Raw genomic sequence first — 1,040 nt, forward strand, 5'->3', positions numbered from 1 at the left:
GCCAGTGGCGCTGCCGGTTGAAGGCGTACGTGGGCAACGCGACCCGCCGTCCGGGACGCAGCCCCGGCCACGACACCGCAGTACCCCGCGCATACAGACGCGCCAGCCCCCGGACGAACGAGACCAGCTCACCCTGCCCCACCCGCACCGAAGGAACCGCGACCACACCCTCACCACGGCCCTCCACCAGACCCGAGAGCACCGCCTCAGGACCGACCTCGACGAACTCGGTCACACCCCGACCCACCAGACAATCCACACCATCCCCGAACCGCACGGCTTCCCGGGCATGACGCACCCAGTACCCGACCGAAGCCAACTCCCCCGCCTCAGCCACCAGACCGGTCACATTCGACACCACGCCAATACCCGGCTCACCGAAGGACACCTCACGCAACACCGCCGCGAACTCCTCCAGCACCGGCTCCACCAACGGCGAATGGAACGCCTGGCTCACCCGCAGCCTCCGAGTGCGGCACCCAGCCTCCCCAGCCAGCTCCACCACCCTCCCGACCGCCGCCTCAGCACCCGAAACCACCACCGCAGAAGGACCGTTGACCGCACCCACCGACACCGAGCCACCCACCCCGGCCCCAGCAATCCACCCCAGAACCTGCTCCTCGGACGCCTCCAACGACACCATCACACCACCCACGGGCAACGCCTGCATCAAACGCCCACGAGCAGCCACCACCCGCACCGCATCCTCAAGCGACCACACACCCGCCACATACGCCGCAGCCAACTCACCCACCGAATGACCCATCACAAAATCAGGCCGCACCCCACACCGCTCCAACAACCGGAACAGCGCCACCTCAAAAGCGAACAGACCCGTCTGCGTATACACCGTCTCATCGATCAACGCCGCACGATCCGACCCCTCCTCAGCCCACAACACCTCACGCAACGGCACCTCCAACAACCCGTCAAAAGCACCGCACACCTCCTCGAACACCTCACCGAACCCCGGCAGAGACACCAACTCACGACCCATACCCAACCGCTGAGACCCCTGCCCCGAAAACACCAGAGCCAGG

The 1,040-nt window shown here is 66.5% G+C and carries 1 protein-coding gene; it reads right to left on the reverse strand.

Features of this window, described 5'->3' with window-relative positions:
• Positions 1 to 997: acyltransferase domain-containing protein (locus BFF76_RS30175; RefSeq protein ID WP_167359545.1), on the reverse strand; the 997-nt coding region annotated here is incomplete at its 3' end.
• Positions 998 to 1,040: the final 43 nt, after the last annotated feature.

Origin of the sequence: Streptomyces mutomycini, assembly GCF_001700505.1 — a bacterium.
GTDB lineage: Bacteria > Actinomycetota > Actinomycetes > Streptomycetales > Streptomycetaceae > Streptomyces > Streptomyces mutomycini.